Annotated in this window: 21 protein-coding genes and 1 riboswitch; of the genes, 13 read left to right on the plus strand and 8 right to left on the minus strand. The window is 66.7% G+C overall.

Annotation, left to right across the window (positions count from 1 at the left end):
- Nucleotides 1-3: 3 nt before the first annotated feature.
- On the minus strand, nt 4-486 hold the full coding sequence (locus ACIP9X_RS15065) for a cation:proton antiporter regulatory subunit (RefSeq protein ID WP_400480554.1): 483 nt from the start codon (nt 484-486) through the stop codon (nt 4-6).
- Between the two features lie 119 nt (nt 487-605).
- Nucleotides 606-2,009 (minus strand): MFS transporter, encoded by a 1,404-nt coding sequence (locus ACIP9X_RS15070; protein WP_400480555.1) that lies wholly within the window; start codon nt 2,007-2,009, stop codon nt 606-608.
- 194 nt (nt 2,010-2,203) lie between these two features.
- Between ACIP9X_RS15070 and ACIP9X_RS15075 the strand changes: the two genes are divergently transcribed.
- From ACIP9X_RS15075 to ACIP9X_RS15105, 7 genes are all read left to right on the plus strand, one after another.
- A complete protein-coding gene (locus ACIP9X_RS15075; protein ID WP_400480556.1) occupies nt 2,204-5,344 on the plus strand; it encodes a Na+/H+ antiporter subunit A in 3,141 nt (1,046 codons plus the stop codon).
- Nucleotides 5,341-5,964 (plus strand): Na(+)/H(+) antiporter subunit C, encoded by a 624-nt coding sequence (locus ACIP9X_RS15080; protein WP_400480557.1) that lies wholly within the window; start codon nt 5,341-5,343, stop codon nt 5,962-5,964. The genes ACIP9X_RS15075 and ACIP9X_RS15080 overlap by 4 nt, the downstream gene beginning before the upstream one ends.
- Entirely contained in the window at nt 5,961-7,625 is a 1,665-nt protein-coding gene (locus ACIP9X_RS15085) for a Na+/H+ antiporter subunit D (RefSeq protein WP_400480558.1), read from the plus strand. Before ACIP9X_RS15080 ends, ACIP9X_RS15085 begins: the two co-directional genes overlap by 4 nt.
- Entirely contained in the window at nt 7,622-8,167 is a 546-nt protein-coding gene (locus tag ACIP9X_RS15090) for a Na+/H+ antiporter subunit E (RefSeq protein ID WP_400480559.1), read from the plus strand. Before ACIP9X_RS15085 ends, ACIP9X_RS15090 begins: the two co-directional genes overlap by 4 nt.
- Nucleotides 8,164-8,442, plus strand: a complete 279-nt coding sequence (locus ACIP9X_RS15095; RefSeq protein WP_400480560.1) for a monovalent cation/H+ antiporter complex subunit F — start codon at nt 8,164-8,166, stop codon at nt 8,440-8,442. The genes ACIP9X_RS15090 and ACIP9X_RS15095 overlap by 4 nt, the downstream gene beginning before the upstream one ends.
- Nucleotides 8,432-8,833: a monovalent cation/H(+) antiporter subunit G gene (mnhG, locus tag ACIP9X_RS15100; RefSeq protein WP_400480561.1), complete on the plus strand. Its 402-nt coding sequence runs from the start codon at nt 8,432-8,434 to the stop codon at nt 8,831-8,833. Before ACIP9X_RS15095 ends, mnhG begins: the two co-directional genes overlap by 11 nt.
- A gap of 214 nt (nt 8,834-9,047) precedes the next feature.
- Nucleotides 9,048-10,490, plus strand: a complete 1,443-nt coding sequence (locus tag ACIP9X_RS15105; RefSeq protein WP_400480562.1) for a peptidoglycan DD-metalloendopeptidase family protein — start codon at nt 9,048-9,050, stop codon at nt 10,488-10,490.
- Between the two features lie 114 nt (nt 10,491-10,604).
- Here the strand turns inward: ACIP9X_RS15105 and ACIP9X_RS15110 are convergent, their stop codons facing one another.
- Both ACIP9X_RS15110 and ACIP9X_RS15115 read right to left on the minus strand, forming a co-directional pair.
- On the minus strand, nt 10,605-10,868 hold the full coding sequence (locus ACIP9X_RS15110; RefSeq protein WP_400480563.1) for a DUF4235 domain-containing protein: 264 nt from the start codon (nt 10,866-10,868) through the stop codon (nt 10,605-10,607).
- Between the two features lie 36 nt (nt 10,869-10,904).
- Nucleotides 10,905-11,450 (minus strand): heme-degrading domain-containing protein, encoded by a 546-nt coding sequence (locus ACIP9X_RS15115; protein WP_400480564.1) that lies wholly within the window; start codon nt 11,448-11,450, stop codon nt 10,905-10,907.
- 99 nt (nt 11,451-11,549) lie between these two features.
- A riboswitch (TPP riboswitch) is annotated at nt 11,550-11,691 on the plus strand.
- A gap of 70 nt (nt 11,692-11,761) precedes the next feature.
- Here ACIP9X_RS15115 and ACIP9X_RS15120 point away from each other — a divergent pair.
- Genes ACIP9X_RS15120 through ACIP9X_RS15130 form a run of 3 tightly spaced genes read left to right on the plus strand, consistent with a single transcriptional unit; the run spans nt 11,762 to nt 14,798 of the window.
- Entirely contained in the window at nt 11,762-12,382 is a 621-nt protein-coding gene (locus ACIP9X_RS15120; RefSeq protein WP_400480565.1) for an ECF transporter S component, read from the plus strand.
- Nucleotides 12,382-13,998: an ABC transporter ATP-binding protein gene (locus ACIP9X_RS15125; protein WP_400480566.1), complete on the plus strand. Its 1,617-nt coding sequence runs from the start codon at nt 12,382-12,384 to the stop codon at nt 13,996-13,998. Before ACIP9X_RS15120 ends, ACIP9X_RS15125 begins: the two co-directional genes overlap by 1 nt.
- Nucleotides 13,995-14,798 (plus strand): energy-coupling factor transporter transmembrane component T family protein, encoded by an 804-nt coding sequence (locus ACIP9X_RS15130; protein ID WP_400480567.1) that lies wholly within the window; start codon nt 13,995-13,997, stop codon nt 14,796-14,798. The genes ACIP9X_RS15125 and ACIP9X_RS15130 overlap by 4 nt, the downstream gene beginning before the upstream one ends.
- A gap of 190 nt (nt 14,799-14,988) precedes the next feature.
- Here the strand turns inward: ACIP9X_RS15130 and ACIP9X_RS15135 are convergent, their stop codons facing one another.
- A complete protein-coding gene (locus tag ACIP9X_RS15135) occupies nt 14,989-15,969 on the minus strand; it encodes a hypothetical protein (protein ID WP_400480568.1) in 981 nt (326 codons plus the stop codon).
- Nucleotides 15,970-16,238: 269 nt separating this feature from the next.
- On the opposite strand from ACIP9X_RS15135, the gene ACIP9X_RS15140 reads away from it, so the two are divergent.
- The 3 genes from ACIP9X_RS15140 to ACIP9X_RS15150 all read left to right on the plus strand — a co-directional run bounded on the left by ACIP9X_RS15140 (nt 16,239) and on the right by ACIP9X_RS15150 (nt 19,586).
- Nucleotides 16,239-17,762, plus strand: a complete 1,524-nt coding sequence (locus tag ACIP9X_RS15140) for a UDP-N-acetylglucosamine 1-carboxyvinyltransferase (RefSeq protein ID WP_400480569.1) — start codon at nt 16,239-16,241, stop codon at nt 17,760-17,762.
- Nucleotides 17,763-17,921: 159 nt separating this feature from the next.
- The gene (locus ACIP9X_RS15145) at nt 17,922-19,157 is read left to right on the plus strand and encodes a glutamate--cysteine ligase (RefSeq protein ID WP_400480570.1); all 1,236 of its coding nucleotides are present in this window, start codon (nt 17,922-17,924) and stop codon (nt 19,155-19,157) included.
- A gap of 123 nt (nt 19,158-19,280) precedes the next feature.
- Nucleotides 19,281-19,586, plus strand: coding sequence for a DUF1905 domain-containing protein (locus ACIP9X_RS15150; RefSeq protein WP_400480571.1), 306 nt, complete (start codon nt 19,281-19,283; stop codon nt 19,584-19,586).
- 3 nt (nt 19,587-19,589) lie between these two features.
- Here the strand turns inward: ACIP9X_RS15150 and ACIP9X_RS15155 are convergent, their stop codons facing one another.
- From ACIP9X_RS15155 to ACIP9X_RS15165, 3 genes are read right to left on the minus strand one after another with little or no spacing between them, the layout of a single operon-like run.
- Nucleotides 19,590-20,798 carry an O-succinylhomoserine sulfhydrylase gene (locus ACIP9X_RS15155; RefSeq protein ID WP_400480572.1) on the minus strand — a complete coding sequence of 403 codons (1,209 nt, stop codon included), beginning with the start codon at nt 20,796-20,798 and terminating at the stop codon, nt 19,590-19,592.
- Complete coding sequence (locus tag ACIP9X_RS15160) at nt 20,799-21,209, minus strand: rhodanese-like domain-containing protein (RefSeq protein ID WP_400480573.1); 411 nt, start codon at nt 21,207-21,209, stop codon at nt 20,799-20,801.
- Entirely contained in the window at nt 21,206-21,514 is a 309-nt protein-coding gene (locus ACIP9X_RS15165) for a DUF1737 domain-containing protein (protein WP_400480574.1), read from the minus strand. Before ACIP9X_RS15165 ends, ACIP9X_RS15160 begins: the two co-directional genes overlap by 4 nt.
- Nucleotides 21,515-21,524 lie beyond the last annotated feature (10 nt).

A 21,524-nucleotide genomic window follows, 5' to 3' on the forward strand; every position in this document is an offset into this window, starting at 1 on the left:
CGGTCAGCCGTTGCGGAGAATATCGGCCGCCGCGTCGAGCCCTTCTTGTGTTCCGACGGCGACAAGCAGGTCGCCTGTGTGAAGAACGACGTCGGGTCCCGGCGAGGGGACGACCTCACCTTCACGCATGATCGCCACAATCGAAACGCCGCACCGGGTGCGGATGCACGCCTTGCCCATGGGCTGGTTCTGGAACGGCGAGTCCGCGGTGATCGAGAACTGCCGCGTGACGATCCCGGGGACCTCTTTATGGGCCTCGGTCAGCTTCATCGCCAGGTGCTGCCCGCCCAGCAGGTTTCCCAGCGTGGCCGCTTCGTCGCCGGTCAGAGGGATTGATGCCTGGCAGGTGTCCGGATCGTCCCAGGTGGAAACGAACAGTTCCGTCTGGCCTTCGCGCAGTTCCACCACGCCGATCCTCCGGCCGGAAGCTGTCATGAAGTCCTTGCGCCTGCCGAGGCCGGGGAGGTCCGTCTCTTCCACGTTCATAAGATCAGACTAGTCCGCGAACGGGCAGTTGAGGCCCTGTTTGCGCTCCGAAACGGGGCCTTAACTGTCCGTTCGCGCCAAGGGGCGGCGGGTGGAGGGGCCTCAAGTGTCCGTTCGCGCTAGGAGGCGGGGATGACGGCGATCCGGGCTTCGCCGGGCGCCTTGACGGGGAGCAGGACCAGCAGCCCGGCCAGGAGCACCACCATGATCCCGAGGATGCCCCAGCGCTGCGCTTCCCCTGCAGCCACAAGCGGGGTGGCCACAGCGATGCACAGGGTGAAGAGCGCCGGCGCCAGGAAGCTCACGGCCCGTCCGGTGGTTGCGTACAGGCCGAAGAGCTCACCGGATTCACCCTGCGGAGCCAGCCGGGCCAGATAAGCCCGGGAGGATGACTGGGCCGGACCAACGAACAGGCAGAGGAACAGTCCGAACACCCAGAAGGTGGTGCTGCCTGCCCAGGCCGTGCCGAAGAAGACATAGTCGCCGTTGCCGAGCACCAGGATTATGGTCCCCGCGACCAGCAGGCCGACGAGGGACCCGATGATCACCGCCTTGGGGCCGATCCTGTCGTCGAGGAACCCGCCGATGATGGCACCCACCGCAGCCACAATGTTGCCGAAGATAGCGAAGAAAATGACCTGCGGGAGCTCAAAGCCGAACGTGCCGGCGGCGATAATGCCGCCGAAGGTGAATACGGCGGCGAGCCCGTCACGGAAGATGGCGCTCGCCAGCAGGAAATAGATGGTGTGCGGGCTGGTCCGGTAGATCGCCTTGATGCGGCGGACCAGCAGCCGGTAGGACGCGATGATGCCCACCTTCACGGCCCGCTGCGGCCGGGCCAGTTCGGGCACCGCGAACATCACCGGCAGCGCGAAGATGAAGAACCACAAGGCGGAAAACACTGCCACGAGGCGGATGTTCAGGCCGTCCTCGGTCGAGGCGCCGAACCACTCGAAGCGGGGCTGGATGAAGAGCTGGAGCACGATCAGCAGGGCCACGATTCCGCCAAGGTATCCCATGCCCCAGCCGAAGCCGCTGACCTTTCCGATGTTCCGCGGGGTGGAGATCTGCGCCAGCATGGCGTTGTAGTTCACGCCTGCGAACTCGAAAAAGATGTTGGCCAGGGCAATCAGCGAAACCCCCACCAGCAAGAACTCGGGACGGGGAAACACGAAAAAGCACAGCGCTGTCAGAATCGCGACGACGGCGCTGTTCACTCCCAGCCACAGCTTCCGCCTGCCGCCCGTATCCGACCGTTGCCCCGTGACCGGTGCCAGCAGCGCGATGGCGGCGCCGGCGATGGCCAGCGCCCCGCCGAGCACAGCCGAGGCGTGGTCTTCACCGCCGAACGCGTTGGAGGTCAGGTAGACGGTGAAAACGAAAGTGGTCATCACGGCGTTGAAGGCCGCAGACCCCCAATCCCAGGCAGCCCACGCCAGAATGCGCCCTTTATTCGCGGCCGCTTTTCCGGCCTCGAGTTCCGACGACGGCTGCATGGCCTCGGGCGCGGTGGCTGAGTTCATAACGCTGATGCTATCCGCCCGCGGCGAACAGGGAGCGAAAAGTCCCGCGGAGTTTCGGGGAATCCTACTCCAGCCACCGGCCCGGAGGGAAAAGTGTCAGTGCCCTCTTGATAAACTGTCCGGACCGAACCCAAACGATTTAGCCGCCTGCTCCAACTTTTGATAATCGAATTCCAGAATTTGCGGAGAATACAGTGATCACAGTCCTTGCCGTGCACTTTGCGGTTGCTGCTGTGGCGCCGTTCATCTTCCGGAAATTCGGACGGAGCTCGTTCTACGCGCTTGCTGCAGTGCCTGCCGGGTCCTTCATTTGGCTGCTGCTCCAGCACGGCGCGGTCTATCCGGCAGCTGGGCCGCCCGGCGGCGAAGGTGGCGGCCAGGCAAGCGAAGTCACTCCCTGGATCCCTGACCTCGGCATTGAGTTCGCCTTCCGCCTCGACGCATTGGCATGGGTCATGTCCCTGCTGGTGCTGGGCGTGGGTGCCCTTGTCCTGGTGTACTGCGCCCGCTATTTCAAGGACAAGGACGACTATCTGGGCGGCTTCGGCGCCCAGCTTCTCGCGTTCGCCGGCGCGATGTTCGGCCTGGTCACGGCGGACGACCTGCTTCTGCTGTTCATCTTCTGGGAACTCACCACGGTCCTGTCCTATCTGTTGATCGGCTACGCCAGGACCCGTCTTGCCGCGCGACGCTCGGCCCTGCAGGCCCTCATGGTCACCACCGCCGGCGGACTGGCGATGCTCGTCGGCCTGATCATGCTCGGCTCCGCTGCCGGCACCTACCGGATCTCGGCCATCCTCGAACAGGCACCCCAACTGAACGCCGGCCCGGCCTCCGGCGCGGTGAGCGCCGCCGTCGTGCTGATCCTCATCGGGGCGGTGACCAAATCAGCGCTGGTCCCGTTCCACTTCTGGCTGCCCGGGGCCATGGCCGCTCCCACTCCGGTGAGCGCCTACCTCCACGCCGCTGCGATGGTGAAGGCCGGCGTCTACATCGTGGCGCGCCTGGCACCCGGCTTCACGGAAACGGCCTACTGGCTGCCGTTGGTCCTCGGTCTGGGCCTGGCCACCATGCTCGTCGGCGGCTACCGGGCCCTCCGGCAGACCGACATCAAGCTCATCCTCGCATACGGCACCGTCAGCCAGCTCGGGTTCCTCACCATGGTGGTGGGCCTCGGCAAGCCGGACGCGGCGCTCGCGGGCCTTGCCATGCTGCTGGCCCACGGCCTGTTCAAGGCAACGCTCTTCCTCGTGGTGGGGATCATCGACCACCAGTCCGGCACCCGCGACATCCGCGAACTCTCCGGCGTCTTCCAGTCCTCCCGCGCCCTCGGCATCGTGGCCGGCATCGGTGCCGCGTCGATGGCGGGCGTCCCGCTGCTCGGCGGCTTCGTCGCGAAGGAGTCGGTGCTGGAGGCTTTCGTCCACTTCGCGGGGGAGCCGGGCTACGGGCCGTGGGGAATCGTGATCCTCGCCGGCGTGGTGCTCGGATCCGTGCTCACCTTCGCCTACAGTGCCAGGTTCCTGTGGGGTGCCTTCGCCGTGAAGCCGGGCGTCGACCACACGCCGTTCAAAGCCATCAGACCGTCGTTCCTGGCGGCCCCCGCAGTCCTGAGTTTCCTCACCATCGTGTACGGCCTGTGGCCAGCGCCCGTGGATGACTGGATCCAGCCGTACGCCGCCCTCTTCACCGCGTCCGACGGCGGCACCGGCGCGGGTGCCGCCGGGCACCTGGCGCTGTGGCACGGATTCACCCCCGCCCTCGGCCTGACCGCCGTCACTTTCGCCCTCGGGCTGGCCATGTTCTTCGCCCGCGACGCAGTGGGACGCGCCCAGAGCCTCGTCCCGGACTGGATCGACGCAGACCGTGGCTACCGGCTGACCATCGGCGCCCTGGACGACGTCGCCGTCTGGCTGACGGGCCGCACCCAGCGCGGTTCGCTGTACTTCTACCTGGCCGTCATCCTGACCGTCGCCTTCGTGCTACCCCTGGCCGCCCTGGTCTCCGCAGGGAAGCCGCTGCCCGAAGGGCTGTACTTCATTGACCCGTATTCGCCGCTGCAGGCTGTGGCGGGCGCAGGCATCGTGATCGGAGCGCTGGCCGCCGTCCGCGCCAACAAGCGGTTCCTGGCCGTGCTCATGGTGTCCGTGACCGGTTACGGCATCGCCCTGATGTTCGCCCTGCAGGGCGCCCCCGACCTCGCGCTGACCCAGATGCTGGTCGAAACCATTATCCTTGTGGCGTTTGTGCTGGCCATGCGCAGTCTTCCTGCCGAACTCAGGGACAGAACCGGCGGTAAGTACCGCGTGGTGCGCGTCATCATCGGGCTCGCGTTCGGGACCACGATGGTTTTTGCCGCGATCCACGCGATGGGTGCGCGCATTGCCACTCCGGTGTCCCTGGAGTTCCCGAAGCTGGCCTACGAGGGCGGCGGCGGGCTGAACATCGTCAACGTGACGCTCGTGGACATCCGCGCCTGGGACACGTTCGGTGAAATCTCCGTGCTTGCTCTGGCCGCCACCGGCGTGGCCAGCCTGATCTTCATCCGGGGCCGCGGCGACGGCATCCGCGCATCGTCCACCATCGCCGAAGGGACCGTCGGCCGGCGCAGGGGCGTGGACAAATCCTCACGCGACGGTGCCGCCCTCGCGCTGGCCCGCAAGTTCGCCACCGCCAACCGCGACGCCTGGCTGGTGGCGGGCCGGACACTGGCGCCCGAGCGGCGCTCCATCATCTTCGAAGTTATTACGCGGCTGATCTTCCACTCGATGATCATCTTCTCGCTGTACCTGCTGCTGGCCGGGCACAACTTTCCCGGTGGAGGGTTCGCCGGCGGACTCCTGGCAGGGCTGGCTCTTACCGTCCGGTATCTTGCCGGCGGCCGGTACGAACTCCGCGAGGCCACCCCCATCAGCGCCGGGACCCTGCTGGGCATCGGTCTGGCAACGGCGGCTGCCACCGGCGTGGCACCACTGCTGTTCGGCGGCACAGTGTTCCAGAGCGCGATCGTAGAGTTTTGGCTGCCGGTCTTCGGTGACATCAAGTTCGTCACGTCCACGATCTTCGATATCGGCGTGTACATCGTGGTGGTGGGGCTGGTGCTTGACGTGCTGCGCACCCTCGGGGCCGAGATTGACGAGCACTTCGAAGAACAGCCTCGGACGCCGGCAGGCAGCCAGCCGTCCGATGCTGAGCTGTCCGACGCGGAGTTGTCCGACAGTGAATTGTCCAACGCTGAGCAGGCCCAGGCAGGACCGTCCGAAGAGGCCCGTAGGGCCCCGGACTGGGAGGCTGCCGGTATCCCCGCTGAAACCACCGGAAGGGGCCAGGCATGAGCGTTAACCTCACCCTTCTGACCGTGATGGGCGCCCTGTATGCATGCGGCATCTACCTGATCCTCGAACGCAGCCTTACGCGCGTGCTGCTCGGGCTGATGCTGCTGGCCAATGCCACCAACCTCCTGATTCTGGCCACCGGCGGCTACGCCGGGCTGGCCCCGCTCTTCAGCAACGAAACGGACCCGGGAGCCTACAACGATCCGCTGCCGCAGGCGCTGATCCTGACTTCGATCGTGATCTCCTTCGCCGTCACTGCGTTCATGCTCGGCATCATCTACCGGACCTGGGTGCTGGCCCGCCAGGACGAGATCCAGGACGACCTCGAGGACCGCCGCGTGGCGGCCACTCCGAGCTTCGACGCCGAGGACGACGCCGTGATTCCCGCTGAAACCTCCGAGTTCCCGCTGACCATGCTCGGCACGGACGGTGGCGGAGTGTCGGATTCCCCGGCGCCCGATCAACCGCTGCCGGATACTTCCGCCCGGGGCAGCTCCTCGTCAGGACTGCCCGCCACCGTCCCGGCGGGCGGCCGCACCATTCCTGGCGAGACCGCGGTGCATGAAGAGAAACCCGGCTCGGCAAACATCGACATGAACCCGGAAGGAGGCGGAAAGTGAGCCTGGCTGCCCTGGCCCCTCTCGCCGTCGTTCTTCCCATCCTCGGCGCCGCCCTGACCTTCGTGCTGATCCGGCATTCCCGGGCGCAGCGCGCGGTGAGCATCGCCCTCTTGTCCCTGACCCTGGTGCTCGAGTGCCTGCTGCTCGCCTCCGTGTGGGGCGGCGGCACCGAGGCGGTCAGCATCGGCGGCTGGCTGCCGCCGTGGGGAATCGTGCTGGTAGTGGACCAGTTCTCCTCCCTGATGCTGGTGGTTTCCTCGGCCGTCAGCCTCGCCGTGCTCATTTATGCGACCGGGCAGGGCATGGCCGACGGCGATCACGACGCGCCGCTGTCGGTCTTCCACCCCACCTACCTGATCCTCGTCGCCGGGGTGTCCAACGCCTTCCTGTCGGGCGACCTGTTCAACCTCTACGTCGGCTTCGAGATCCTTCTGACAGCCAGCTATGTGCTGATGACCCTGGGCGGCACCGGCCCGCGGATCCGCGCAGGCGTCACGTACGTGGTGGTGTCGGTGGTTTCCTCGGTGCTGTTCCTCATCGCGATCGCGATGATCTACGGCGCCACGGGCACCATCAACATGGCGGATCTGGCCATCAAGCTGGCCGAGCTGGACCAGGGCACGAAGACGCTGCTGCACGTCATGCTGCTGGTGGCCTTCGGCATCAAGGCCGCCGTGTTTCCGCTGTCGTTCTGGCTCCCTGACTCTTATCCCACCGCACCGGCCCCCGTTACGGCGGTGTTCGCCGGCCTGCTGACCAAGGTGGGCGTGTATGCCATGGTGCGCACCGAAACGCTGTTGTTCCCGGGCGATTCGCTGAACACTCCGCTGATGATCGCCGCCCTCCTGACCATGGTGGTGGGAATCCTCGGCGCCCTGGCCCAGAGCGACATCAAGCGACTGCTGTCGTTCACGCTCGTGAGCCACATCGGCTACATGGTGTTCGGCCTTGCCATGTCCTCGGTGGCAGGACTCGCCGCGGCCGTGTTCTACGTGGCCCACCACATCACCATCCAGACCAGCCTCTTCCTCGTGACCGGTCTGATCGAGCGCCGCGGCGGAAGTTCCTCCATGGACCGGGTGGCAGGGCTGGCCAAGCTCTCCCCGATCCTGGCCCTGCTGTTCTTCGTTCCCGGCATGAACCTGGCCGGCATTCCGCCGTTCTCCGGTTTCCTCGGCAAGCTGGGCCTGATGCAGGCCGGCATCCAGCTCGGGACGCCCTTGGCGTACGCGCTGGTGATCGGCGGCGTGCTGACCAGCCTCCTGACGCTGCTGGCCGTGGCCCGCGTCTGGAACCGCGCATTCTGGCGGAAGCCTGAGGACGCGGAGCATCCCGCACCCGTGCTGCTCGCCGCCGCCAAGGATTCCCCTGCAGGCCTCCGGGCCGGCAAGCGGGGCATGATTCTGCTGCCCCGGACCATGGTGGGTTCCACGCTGGGGCTCGTGGTGCTGGGCGTGGGGCTCACGGTCTTCGCGGGCCCGCTGTTCCAGGTGGCCGGCCAGTCCGCGGAAGCCATGCTGGACAGGTCCGCGTACATCCACGCCGTGCTGGGCCAGCAGGCGACGGTCCCCGAATTTGCCCTGAACGGGTCCATGGTCGGCGGCGGCGCAGTTGAAGGCGGCGCAGCCGGCGGCGGCACGCTGAACGGCGGTGGGAAATGAGCCGGCGACGGATCTCCCTGAGGCAGGAACTGCCACTGCTCGTATGGCTCGTCATCGTCTGGGGCGCCCTCTGGCAGGATTTCAGCCCGGGCAACCTGCTGTTCGGCGCGCTGCTCGCTGTCGTGGTGGCCCGCCTGTTCTACCTGCCGCCGGTGGAGCTCAGCGGACGCTTCAGCATCCTGCGGGCCATCCCGTTTGCCCTGCAGTTCCTTGGCAAAGTGGTGCTCGCCAGCTTCCAGGTCTTCTATCTGGCCGTGGTGCGTGGCCCCAAGGTGACCAATGCCGTCGTCGCCGTCCCGCTCCGGAGCCATTCGGACCTGATGGTGACCGCGACAGGGCACGTGATCTCCCTGATCCCGGGCTCGCTCGTGGTGGAGGTGGACAGGTCGACCTCGACCCTCTACATCCACGGACTGAACGTGCGGAACGCCGATGACGTGCTGAAGCTACGGAAGGAAGTGCGGGACACGGAGGCCGGGCTGATCCGCGTCATGGGAACGAAAGAAGAACTTGCCACACTGAACCAGGAGGCACGCGCATGATGGAACTCGTGCTGACGGTCACCGCCGTGGTGCTGTCCCTCGCCGGCGCGGGTGCGATTGTGCGCATCGCCCGCGGCCCGTCACTGCTGGACCGCGTGCTGGCGGCCGATGTCCTGCTGGCCATCCTCGGTGCGGCGCTGTGCATCGACATGGCCGTGAACAGGCACCTGAACAACCTGATGCTGCTGGTGGCCGTGTCCGTCATCGGGTTTATCGGCTCGGTGACCGTGGCGCGCTTCGTGGCCGACCGGCGGGAGCAGCCCAGTGAGTCCTGACACAAACGCAGTGGATGCCGTCATCGATGCAGTGTCGGCCGTCTTCATGATCGTGGGGGCCCTGATGTCCCTGGCCGCAGCGATTGGCCTGCTGCGGTTCCCGGACTTGATGAGCCGGATGCACGCCGCCACCAAGCCGCAGGTACTCGGGCTGTTCCTGCTCCTGGCCGCTTTGGGACTGCAGATGCGAACCTGGTGGGTCTGGCCTGTGATGCTGGTGGCATGGATCTTCCAGCTGCTGACGGTGCCGGTGTCTGCGCACATGGTGGGCCGCGCGGGCTACCGCACCAAGCACCTCCACAAGGAACTGCTCAGCACCGACGAACTGGAGGCCGTCGTGCTGAAGGCCGCCGAGGCGGCCAGGACACGGGATTCCGACGGCGGCCGCTGACTGCCGTATCCGGGTCTTCTCGCCTCGGGGGAATTCGCTGCAATTGGCTCAACTTCCTGTGAAGATTTCCGCAGGTCACCGGTGACCGGGGCAGGATTTTCTGAGCTTATCCACATAGCAGGCTTTTTCGCTTCAGCCGGCCGACGCTGCATGGTCCCATGGTAGAAACGCCTGCCACCCGGGGGACTCGGGTGGCCTTCATGGGGGGATCCACGTGGCAAAACATCTGGCACCGAGGGCTGCCCGGCGCGCTGCCCAGCAGCGACGCCGCGCCATCCGAATGAGCATGGGCGCAGGAACGGCGGTGCTTGCGGCGTATGCCTCCGGAATGCACGGCGACGGCTCAGTGCTTTCCGCCAGCCATGTGTCGGCCCAGACGCCGGGCAGCGTCACGGTCAAGATGGCCGCGGGCTCCGCTGCCGCTGCCGGGGGTGCCCGGGATGCCGTTCTGGGCGCCGTCCCCGCCTCGGGCGCCGCTGCCGTCTCCGCCGCCGTATCTGCGGCTGTTTCTGCGCCTGTTTCTGCGCCGGCGGGTGCCTCACTTTCCTACAGCCGCTCCGTGGTCTTCACGGGAGCAAAGGAAGGGACCCGGACGCTTGACGCTTCGTCATCCAGGTCCCGGCGTCCCGCAACCGGGACCCTGATGTCGCCGTTGGAGGTCCTGCATCCCAGCTCTGCCTTCGGGCTGCGTAAGAGCCCGATCACGGGTGATGCCGGGGAGTTTCACTGGGGCCGCGACTTTGCAGCTGCCTGCGGGACCCGCGTCTACGCTGTGGACGCCGGCGTGGTGCGGGCAGTGGGATGGCATCAATGGGGCGGCGGCAACCGGGTTGAAGTCGATCACGGCAACGGCCTGATCACCACCTACAACCACCTTGAGGGTATCGCGGTCAGGAAGGGCGAGTCGGTACAGGCCGGGGACGTCATTGCCGAGGTCGGAACCACCGGCGCTTCAACGGGATGCCACCTTCATTTCGAAACCGTCCTCAACGGCAGCCACACCGATCCTGAGGAGTGGACGCTGGTGCCGCTTGATCCGGCGGAACCAGCTGCTGACGTGACGATGACGGACTACCGGAAGCCCGGCACGCCGAAGGACACACCTGCCTGGGCGGTCCCGGCCGCCGAGGCCCACAACCATGCGGTGGACCACGATGAGCACGAGTCGCCACAGCGTAAAGCGGCCAAGGCTCCTTCTCGTTCCAAAGCCCGTGTCTCCGCTGCCGCTTCTGCACCTGCAAAAACGACTGTGGCGCCAAAAAAGACTGTGGCGCCTGCCAAGCCCGCTTCGCCCGTGAAGACACCGGTGCGGGTTCCGCGGCCTACGCCCACGCCGGTGCCGTCACCTGCGAAGACTGCCGCGCCGGCCCCGCGTCCGACGCCGGTGCCCTCGCCTGCAAAGACGGCTGCGCCTGCCCCGCGTCCCACGCCGTCACCTGCCCCCTCGCCTGCAAAGACGGCTGCGCCTGCCCCGTCGCCTACAAAGACGGCGGCTCCAGCACCTACGGCGTCACCCAAACCGACCTCTTCGCCCAGTGCTGCGCCGACTTCCGTTCCCGCCCGGCACGTGCAGCAGAAGCCCGCAACGGAACCGGACACGGCAGCTACAGCCGCGCCGACTGCTCCGGAGGCTCCGGCGGCCGGTACCAACGGCTAGAGCGGCGGTTGCTCGAGCGACGGTGGGCAGGCCACCGGTGCCTGGACCGACTGCTGGCCAGGCAACGTGTATTAGCGCGCGTTGCCTGGATCAGAGGGCTTGGAACAACGGTGCCTAGACGATGTCCTGGGTCTTGGCGAAGCGGGTGATGGCGCGCTGCGTCCCGCGGTTGGTCAGAACCTGGATGACGGCGCTTACCGAGGCTGAAACCAAGGCGAAGGTCAGGGCTGAGCGCAGTGTCGTTGGAACGTCGTCCTTGTCGCCCTTGGGGGGCTTGCGGCCCGTGGTTTTTTCCCAGATGGCGTCCACGGCCTTGGTGCCGGCGAACCCGGCGAGCAGGCTAATGCCGGTGCCAAGCAGCTTGATGAAAAAACTCATTCCGAAACCCCTTGCAACGTGACTACTAGTTCGTCCTTAGCCTAGCCGCATGGACCCGAGGATTTCCCGCAGGGCCCGCACCACCAGGTCGTGGTCCGCTTTCTGCGGCAGCCCCGAGACCGTCACGGTGGCCACGGCCCCCACGCCCTGCACGTAGACAGGGAACGAGCCGCCATGGGCGGCGTACGTGGACTGGTCGAACCACGCGTTGTCCTCAATGCGGCCGCCGCCCAGCCGGCCCCGAAGGCCAACCAGCAGGGAGGGTTCCTCATAGCGGGCTGCGGCACGCCGCTTGGCCTTGACCCAGTGCCCGTTGTCCGGGGTGGCGCCATCCAGCGCAACGTGAAAGAGCACCTGCTCGCCCCTGGAGATGTCGATGGCGATAGGCAGGCGGCCGTCCTTGCCAAGCTCAACCAGCAGGAGGCCCAGGTTGAGGGCGTCGTCCCTGCTGAAACGCGGGAATTGGAGTTCCGAGATCTCTGACTCAATGTCCGCAATCAGGGACTCGAGTGCTCCCGCCGGCTGTTCGGCGGGGGAGTCAGGGTCAAAAAGGGCTGGGGTTCCGGAGTCCTCTGGGGTCATTGCCCCAATGTACTCCGCCCTACTTCCCGGATTGTGACTCCGGCGCCGGGCTGAAGGCGGATCGCCGGTGTAAACTGGACCAGCCCACCAAGGGCATATTCATTACGACAGGGGAGCGCCGCCGTCGGGCATCACTGGCATTGCCAGGACGTCGCGGGTGGGCGCTGAGAGTGCGGACAACCGCAGACCCTCGAACCTGATCCGGCTAGTACCGGCGCAAGGGAGTCGAGTTCTCAAAGTGTCCGGCAGCAGGCACCCCAAAGCCAGCAGCCGGGGAGCGCTTTCCCCTCCTGATCCTCAGGAGGACCATCATGACAACAGCAACAGTTAAAAAGTCCGGCTACAACTGGCGCGTCGCCGACATCGTGGTGGCGGCGCTGATCGCCGTCGCCGGAGGTGTGATCTTTTGGGCCTGGTCCCAGGGCGCCAACCTTATCTCCGCACCGCTAAACGCGGTCTACCCGCCGCTGACCGGCCTCTACGCCGGCGGCTGGATGATCCCGGCGGTGCTGGGCATGCTCATCATCCGCAAGCCCGGTGCCGCGCTGTTCTGCGAAACGGTGGCAGCCACGGGCGAGCTGATCATGGGCTCGCAGTACGGCACCACGGTGCTGATCTCCGGCCTGCTGCAGGGCCTGGGTGCGGAGTTGGTGTTCGCCGCGTTCCGGTACAAGAAGTTCAACCTGCCCGTCTCGCTGCTGGCGGGTGCCGGCGCCGGGCTGTTCTGCGGCCTGAACGACTCGTTCGCTCCGTGGGGCTGGAACATCGCCTACGCCGCCGGGGACAAGCTGGCCTACATCATCTTCACCGCCGTTTCCGGTGCCATCATCGCCGGTGCGCTGTCCTGGATCGCCACCCGCGGCCTGGCCAGGACCGGCGTGCTGAGCTCCTTCGCGTCCCGGAAGGCAGCCACGGAGCCCGTCTTCAACTGATGCCCGCACACCACGACGCCGGCGTCCGCCCGGCCGCGGTCACCGCCCGCGGCTGGGGCTGGCGCCACGCCGGACGCACCAGGCCTGCAGTCAATGCCCTCGATCTGGACATCCGGCCGGGGGAACGGGTGCTGCTGCTGGGACCCTCCGGGGCCGGCAAATCCACCCTGCTCCATGCGCTTGCCGGGGTGCTTGGCGACAGCACACCGGACGACGGCGGCACGGCGGAGAGCGACGACGCGGACGAAAGCGGCAGCCTCCTGGTCGACGGCGAACCGCCCCGGGCCCAGCGCGGCCGTGCCGGCCTCATGCAGCAGGACCCGGAGACGCAGGTGGTCCTTTCCCGCCTCGGCGATGACGTCGCCTTCGGCGCCGAAAACCTCTCGGTGCCCCGCGACGACATCTGGTCCCGCGTGCACGAGGCGCTGGACGACGTCGGACTAGGGCACTTTCCGCTGGACCATCCGACATCGGCTCTGTCCGGCGGGCAGAAACAGCGCCTTGCGCTGGCCGGCATCCTGGCGATGCGCCCCGGTCTCATTCTGCTGGACGAGCCCACGGCCAACCTTGACCCCGCCGGTGTCCTTGAGGTCCGCGACGCCGTTGCCCGCTGCGTCGACAAGACCGGCGCGACGCTGGTGGTCGTCGAGCACCGGGTTGCCGTGTGGAAAGACCTCGTGGACCGGATCGTAGTGCTGCAGCCGGGCAGCGACACTCAGCCGGCGGTGCTGATCGACGGCCCCCCGGAGCAGGTGCTGGAGCAGGCCCGCACCATGCTGATCCGCGCCGGCGTCTGGGTTCCCGGTTACGTTCCGCCCACCCGCCAACGTACGCTGGCCGGGCGCGCCGGCACCGAAGGGAGACGCACGCACGGGGGGCTGGTGCCGGGCCAGTTGCTGCTCGCCGCTGAGCGCCTCGGCGTCTCGCGGGAACGCCCCCGCCGCCGGGGCTTCAAATCCATTCCGCCCGTTCCGGTGCAACGCGACGTCACCGCACAGGTCCGCGCGGGGGAAGCCCTCACCATCACCGGTCCCAACGGAGCCGGCAAGTCGACGTTCGCCTTGACGCTTGCCGGGCTGATTCCGCCTGTCGAGGGCAAGGTTTCCGCCACTGTGGAGCTAAGCCGCGGAGCCGGCATCGACCCCTACAAATGGCGGGCCGAGCAGCTGATCGCCAGGATCGGCACGGTCTTCCAGGAACCCGAGCACCAGTTCGTCACCGGCAGGGTATTGGACGAGCTGCAGTTCGGCCCCCGGCACCTGGGGCACGGCGAGGAGCGCGTGGACGAGCTGCTGGAGCGGCTCCGTCTTACGGGCCTCGTGGATGCCAACCCCTACACACTCTCCGGCGGAGAGAAGCGCAGGCTCTCCGTGGCCACCGTTCTGGCCGCACACCCGCAGGTCCTGGTGCTCGACGAACCGACGTTCGGCCAGGACGCCAACACTTGGGCCGAACTCGCCTCCTTCCTGTCCGAACTGCTCGACGCCGGCACCGCCGTGGTGTCGGTGACGCACGACCAGGAATTCACCCACGTGCTTGGCGGCACCGAGCTCAAACTCGGCGCCCCGGACCTCCATGCACCCGGCGTCGGAACCCCGGAAGCGGCCGCATCATGAGGGCCGCCCTGACAATTTCCGGCAACCAGGCGGTGCTGACCCGCGCCAACCCGCTCGCCAAGCTCGCCGCAGTCTTCCTCATCACGCTGGTCCTGGCCCTGTCCATCGACTGGATGTCCGCCTCCGTGGCGCTGGTCTGTGAGCTGCTGCTCTTCCCGCTCGCAGGCCTGACGTTGACTCTGCTCTGGCAGCGTGGCTGGCCCCTGATCCTCGCGGCCGCTGTGGGCGGCTGGAGTACCTCCATTCTGGCGCCGGACAGCGGAGGGATTCTTCTCGACGTCGGCATCTGGTCCATGAGCGAAGGGTCGCTTGAGCTGGGGCTGGGTTTCCTGCTCCGGGGCCTGGCGATTGCGTTGCCGGCGGTGCTGCTGATGAGCTGCACCGACCCGACCGACCTCGCCGACGCCCTCGCGCAGAAGGCCCGCCTGCCGCACCGCTTCGTGCTTGGAACGCTGGCGGCCATGCGTCTGGTGGGTCTGATGGCCGAGGAATGGCAGACCATCGGCATGGCCCGCCGGGCCCGCGGCGTCGGATCCCGCGGGAACCCGTGGCAGCGGCTGCGTGCCACCCTCGGGCAAAGCTTCGGGCTGCTGGTCCAGGCCATCAGACGCGCGACCCGTCTCGCGGTCACCATGGAGGCCCGCGGCTTCGGCGGCACCGGCAGGACCTGGGCCCGGGAATCGACGTACAGCCGGCTAGACATCTGGGTGCTGCTCGGGGGAACGGCCATCGCGGCCGGCGCCGTGGCCGCCGCCGTCTGGGCCGGAACCTGGAACATGGTGTGGTTGGAAGGGGCCTAGGCCTGCAAACCGGAGTAGGTCTCGCGCCAGCACTGAAGGTGCAGCCTGGCCAGTACCGGCGCGTCCGCTGCTGCGGCTGTCCTGATGAGTGGCTTTACGGCGTCCCTGGGATCGATGGGCTGAGTCTAACGAGCGCGGGGGTGCGGTATCGGGCTCCAACTCCGCGGAAAGAGTCCCGATGGGAGCGGGCCTAGATGCAGGAGTAGTCGTAGTCGAAGCCCCTGGAGACGAACTGGGTCATGGTGACCTTGCCTCCCGCTGTCAGCGGAGGCAGGGCGCAGTTGCTCTTGGCTCCTTTCGCCGTGCTGGCTCCGGCCAGCCAGCTCGGCAGGCGGTAGAGGCTGCTGCCTTCCGGGACGGTGCCGACGATCTGCCACCACTGGAGGCCCGTGGAATAGATGCCCACCTCCGAGTCAATGCTGTGGAAGAAGTCCGTCATGCCTTCCAGGACCGCCCTGTTTTCCTCATGGCTGCCGTTCCAGCTGTTTTCCGTCTCCACGTCCAGCCACCACAGGTAGTCGTCCGGCTCGCTGATGCCGCGCATGTAGGCGTCGTCGAAGGCCTTGGCCCAGCCGTACATGTAGGCACACGCAGCGTCCGGCTCACCTTTGCAGGTGCCGTATGGGTTCGCTACCGGTTTGCCGCCGTAATCGTTGCTGGTGGGCCACCAGGATCCGGCCTTTTCCGGGTTTGCGGTATTCACGTAGAGGGCCACGCTGGGCTGGCCGGTGACGTCGTCGTTGATCTTGTTGGCCCATTCCAGCTGTTCGGCGAGGCAGGGGTTGGTGTTGTTCGCCAGTCCGTTGTTGACACCCACGATTGCGAATGCGGGGTCCTTGGGAAGCGCCTTGTTGCACTGCGGCCAGGACACGTCGTTGCCGAGCAGCGCTGTTTTCCGGTCCGACGGGGCGGACGGCTGCGCCTGCAAGGTTGGGGACGGGGCGGCGGAAGCCGACGGCGAGGGAACGGCGGACGCCGAAGACGATGGGGCCGGGGAGGTTGACCGGGAAGGCTGGGTGATGGAAGACTCCGGCGCCGGAGGCGTTCCGTCGTCCAGGCGGGGACCGGGGACGAACCCAACAGCGGTCGCGACCACGAAGGACACCAGGGCCGTCACCTGCTGCCTGGACGGGCGCGTTCTGCTGAACGCGGCGGATCTGAAAATGGACATGGCGGCCTCCCATTCCCTCATCGTGGCCGCTAACCGCTAGCGCTAGCTTGCTCCCGGTGAGTGGTCAGGTCAAGGCCCAGCCGCCCGCTGCGCATAGTGCCGCAGGGGGTCTCTGCCTGGCAGGGTGCCGGTGGTCGGTAGTAGAACGTCTCCCCAAGCCGTCCATCTTGGCGGGAGCATCATCGCATGACGCGGGTAGCGGCCGCCGATCTCGGATTGAAACACCCCGGCACTGAGCAGTAGTAACTCATAAATGATATATTTCTTTCATGACACAGCAGACAGCCGAACAAGTTGGCCTCGTGCTCCGGGATGCCCGCGGGCAAAAGGGCTGGACCCAGGAACAGCTCGCCGCCGAACTGGGGACCAGCCAAAGTGCGGTCGCCCGAATGGAACAGGGCAAGCAAAATCTGAGCCTGAAAATGATCCAGCGGCTGGAGGCGATCTTTGGACAAAGCATCGTGCAGCTGAGCAAGTCCCAGATGACCCACCTCCGCGTGGAAGGCGGCCAGACACTCTCCGGCTCTGTTGACGTCAACACCAGCAAGAACGCCGGGGTGGCGCTTCTCTGCGCCAGCCTCATCAACCGCGGCACCACCACGTTGCGCCGCCTGGCACGCATCGAGGAGGTCAACAGGATCGTCGAGGTGCTCTCAAGCATCGGTGTCGAATGCACCTGGCTCAACGACAACGACCTCCGGCTCCGCCGCCCTGCCGTCCTGGACCTGGAGTCCATGGATGTTGAAGCTGCCCGGCGCACTCGCAGCGTGATCATGCTTCTCGGTCCGCTGCTGGACGAAGCCGAAGAATACCGGCTGCCCTACGCCGGGGGATGCGACCTCGGAATCCGGACGGTCGAGCCGCACATGCAGGCCCTGCGCCAGTTCGGGCTGGCCGTGCAGGCCAGCGCAGGCTTCTACACGGTGCAGGCACCCGTGGCGGACGGCGTCGACCGTTCCTTTGTGCTCACCGAACGCGGCGACACCGTTACCGAGAACGCCATCATGGCCGCCGCCCACCGCAGCGGTACCACCGTCATCCGCAATGCCAGCCCCAATTACATGGTCCAGGACCTTTGCTTCTACCTGGAGCGGCTCGGCATCCAGATCGACGGCGTCGGCACCACGACGCTGAAGATCACCGGCAAGCCATCCATTGACGCCGACATCGAGTACTTTCCTTCCGAGGACCCGATCGAGGCGATGAGCCTCATCACCGCCGGCATCGTCACCAATTCCGAGGTGACTATCCGCCGGGTGCCGATTGAGTTCATGGAGATCGAGCTGGCCACGCTGGAGCAGATGGGCCAGAAGCTGGAGATTTCCGGCGAGTACGTGGCCCGCAACGGCCGTACCCGGCTGGTCGACGTCACCACCAAACCGTCCGAGCTGCGGGCACCCGAGGACAAGATCCACCCCATGCCCTTCCCCGGGCTGAACATCGACAACCTGCCGTTCTTCGCCGTCATCGCCGCCAACGCGGAGGGCCAGACGATGATCCACGACTGGGTCTACGAGAACCGGGCCATTTACCTCACCGAGCTGAACAAGCTCGGGGCACGCGTGCAACTGCTGGATCCGCACCGGATCTACGTGAACGGCCCCACCCGGTGGCGTGCCGCCGAGGTAGGCTGCCCGCCGGCGCTGCGGCCGGCCGCGTGCCTGCTGCTGGCCATGCTCGCGGCGCGGGGCGTGTCCGAGCTGCGCAACATCTACGTGATCGAGCGCGGCTACGAGGATCTGGCTGAGCGGCTTAACACCATCGGGGCAAAGATCGAGTACTTCCAGGACTGACCCGCCGCACAAACCGAGCGCGAACGGACACTTAAGCCCCCGCCGTCGAGCGCGAACGGGCACTTAAGGCCCTCCAACGACGAATGTGAGGGCATTAACTGCACGTTCGCGCTTCGTCATGTCGGGGACGTTTCGGCTGGTCTGACGGACAATGTACGCATGCGGACTTTTGGGGTCGAGGAAGAACTGCTGATCGTGGATCCCCGGACGGGAGAGCCACTGGCGCTCGCCGATGCGCTGCTCGCCGGCCGAAAACTTGCAGCCGATGACGCCCCGGACAAGCCCCGGGTGCTGGAGCCGCACGGTGAGACCCCGTTCGACGACGACGAAATGGGCCTGAGCGCTGAACTCAAACTCGAGCAGATCGAGACCCAGACCCGCCCGTGCCTGGATCATGATGAGCTGCTCCGCCAGATCCGTGCAGGCCGGGCCATGGCGGATCAGGCGGCGCTCAAACAGGGAGCCCGCGTCGCCGCACTGGCCACGTCACCGCTGGCCCTGGCCAGCCACACCACTCCGGACCCCCGATACGCACGCATGCTGGAGCGGTTTGGGCTCACCGCTCAGGAACAGCTGACCTGCGGATTCCACGTCCACACCTACATCGAGTCGCAGGAGGAAGGTGCGGCGGTTCTGGACCGGATCCGGGACAAGCTGGCCGTGCTCATGGCCCTCAGCGTCAACTCCCCGTTCTGGAACTCGATGGAAACGGGGTTTGAAAGTTACCGGACACAGGCGTGGAACCGGTGGCCGACGTCGGGCCCGTCCGCCATCTTCGGCAGCATATCCGCCTACCGCCGCCTTGTGCAGCGGCTGCTGGAGAGCGGTGTCATGCTGGACGAAGGCATGATCTACTTCGACGCCCGGCTCTCCCGCAACCATCCCACGGTGGAGGTCAGGGTGGCTGATGTCTGCCTCCGTGCAGAGGACGCGGCGCTCATAGCAGTCCTGGTCCGCGCCCTCGTAGAAACTGCGGCACGGGAATGGCGCGGAGGTGTGGAGCCTTCCCCCGTCCCCACCGTGCTGCTGCGGATGGCGTCGTGGCAGGCCAGTAAATTCGGCCTCTGCGGCGAGCTCCTGGACTTCGGCAGTTTCCGCCCGGCGCCCGCCGCCGACGTGGTGAATTCCCTGGTGGAATATCTCGAACCCGTGCTCGCCGAGCAGGGCGAAGTGGAGCTCGTACGCAACGGCATCGCCGCCGTTTTTGAGCGCGGCACCGGTGCTGAGGAACAGCGCCGCGTGCGGCAGACGGTGATCGACAAAGCAGCGCCCGACGACGGCGGGCTGGCTGCCGTCGTCGCGCATGCTGTGCGGGCGACGATGCGGGGAACGGATAACGACTTAGAAACGGACCCTGTTCCGGCGCCCGAGCTGGTGCACGTGCGCCAGCCCTGACCCCCTGCCCGGAGCGCGAACGGACACTTAAGCCCCCTTTTCGCGGCGGATTTGGGGCCACAACTGCCCGTTCGCGCCAGGATCAAATCCAACAAATGTCTGTGACGGTGCCATACTCGGACCGTGGCGACCTCGTACTCATTCCGCGCAGAACTGTGGCTCTACCCGGGGGAAGCAGGGTGGCATTTCCTGACGCTGCCCGTGGGGGTCGCCGACGACATTCGGGAGGAGTCCGCCGCTTTCCGGAAGGGGTTCGGGTCCGTGAAGGTGACTGCCCAGGCTGGCGGCCAGTCCTGGCAGACCTCCATTTTCCCTGACGCGCAGAGTGGCTCGTACCTGCTGCCGGTGAAGAAATCCGTCCGGGACGCCGCGCACCTTGTCGCCGGTGACGAGGTGGAGGTCCGGCTGACGGTCCAGGCCGAACCCTGAACCTCAGATCTGCTTAAGCGCCTGCTCGAGGTCGCCGATCAGGTCCTCCGGATCCTCCAGCCCGACCGACAGCCGCACCACGCCGTCGGTCAGTCCGATCGCTGCCCGGCCTTCAGGACCCATCGCCCGGTGGGTGGTGGTGGCCGGGTGGGTGATGAGGGTCTTGGCATCGCCGAGGTTGTTGGAGATGTCGATAATCTTCAGGGCGTCCAGCAGCGCAAAGGCGGCGTCCTTGCCCGACTGGCCGGCCGTCGTCGCGAGTTCCAGGGTGAGAACGGTGCCGCCGGCTTTCATTTGCCTGGCGGCGAGTTCGTACTGCGGGTGGGACTTGAGCAGCGGGTACTTGACCCAGCTGACGGCTGGCTGGTCCTCCAGCCATTCGGCCAGGCGCAGCGCCGTGGCCGACGAGTGGTTCACGCGCAGCGCCATGGTCTCCAGGCCCTTGGTGAGCACCCACGCGTTGAACGCGGAGAGGGCAGGGCCGGTGTGGCGCATGAGCTGCTTGACCGGCCCGTCGATGAATTCCTTGGTGCCGAGGATGGCGCCGCCCAGCACGCGGCCCTGGCCGTCGATGTGCTTGGTGCCTGAGTAGACCACAACATCCGCGCCGAGCTCGCCGCAGCGCTGCAGCAGGGGAGTGGCAAAGACGTTGTCGACGACGACTTTCGCGGCGGCCGCACGGGCCAGTTCGCTGACCGCGGCGATGTCCACGATCTCCTGCATGGGGTTGGACGGCGACTCGAAGAAGACGGCGGTTGCCGGGGTGGACAGGGCTACTCGCCACTGCTCCAGGTCCGGTCCGTCCACGAACACGGTTTCCACGCCCCAGCGGGGCAGGATTTCATTCAGGATGACGAAGCAAGAGCCGAACAGGGACCGGGCGGCCACGATGCGGTCGCCGGCGCCCAGCAGCGCGCCCAAAGCGGTGAACACGGCGGACATGCCCGACGCGGTCGCGAAGCAGGCCTCCGTCCCTTCGAGGAGGCGCAGGCGTTCCTGGAAGGTGGCGACGGACGGGTTGCCGTAGCGGGAGTAGACGAAGCGCTCGTCCTCGCCAGTGAACGCCCGCTCAGCGGCCGCCGCCGACTCGTAAACGAAGCCGGAGTTGAGGAAAATCGGCTCCGTGGTCTCCTGGAAATTGGTGCGGTCCAGCCCGCCGCGTACGGCCTGGGTCTCGGGGCTCCAGCCGGCGGCATCTTGATTGAAAGTCACTTAGTTTTTTCCCAGGTTGGTCGGGAGGCCGCGGTTCTTCCAGCCGTTGACGGTGCGCTCGCCATAGCGGTCGGGTTCGCCCTCAAACCCTTCGAGGACGTTGTACGAGGTGAAGCCGGCCTGCGTGGCGGCAATGGCGGCGGCGATGGAGCGCTGGCCGGACCGGCACAGGAACACAAGCTCCGTGCCTTGGTCCTCCGGCGCCTGCTGCCGGAGGTGCTCGATGAAGTCCGGGTTAGGGATGCCGCCGGGGAAGGTCCACTGGATGAACAGCGGGTCATTCTCGGTGGCCTTGGTGTCAGGGATGCCGATGTGGGCCCATTCGCCCTCGGTGCGGACGTCCACCAGGACGGCGCCTTCCTCCAGCTTTGCCCAGGCCTCCTCCGGGGTGAGGTCTCCGGCGTAGCTCATGCGTGCCCCTCGAATGCTTCCGCGTCCAGGTTCTCGTCAGAGTCCAGCTGGTCCACTGCCGTGGCAACCGCAGCGTCTGCCGTGGCGACGGCGACGGGGAGGACGACGGCCTGCGCCACGATCACGTCCCTGCCGTTGAAGGCGGCCGTGGGGCTGCCGTGCAGCACGTAGCCTTCGGCCAGCGCGTCGGAAATGCGCTCACAAAAGGCACGGTTGTCCGGCCCGGTAATCAGGCGGTAGGCCAGCTTGTCCTCAGATGTAACCTGCTGGGTTGGCAGGGTAACGCCGGCGGGGGCTTCCGTCATGACGGATCTC

Origin of the sequence: Arthrobacter sp. NPDC093125 (genome assembly GCF_044754225.1) — a bacterium.
Classification (GTDB): Bacteria; Actinomycetota; Actinomycetes; order Actinomycetales; family Micrococcaceae; genus Arthrobacter.